Below are 235 nucleotides of genomic sequence, written 5' to 3' on the forward strand. Positions count from 1 at the left end.
GTTTTGTTGTATCACGCATAATTCTGCCCATGGTGTGGTTTTTTTCATTATGGAGCCGTAAAAGAGCTTCGTAGTCTTCTTGTAGTTTTTTATTTTCTCGTTTTATTTCTTCCATTTCATCAAGAATCATAATTCCAGCCATAACCGATAAACGATGATCACCCATTTCACCAAAATTTTTCTTTAGATGTGTGATATATTGATCCAATCGAGCCGCAAGCTCAATGAGATGGCG

The 235-nt window shown here is 36.6% G+C and carries 1 protein-coding gene; it reads right to left on the reverse strand.

Annotated elements, in window-relative coordinates:
- The coding region (locus ACFINO_RS11415) for a cell division protein ZapA (protein ID WP_375655964.1) at positions 1–235 on the reverse strand (235 nt) is incomplete at both ends.

It is taken from the genome of Bartonella sp. AA83SXKL (assembly GCF_042196965.1).
GTDB lineage: Bacteria > Pseudomonadota > Alphaproteobacteria > Rhizobiales > Rhizobiaceae > Bartonella.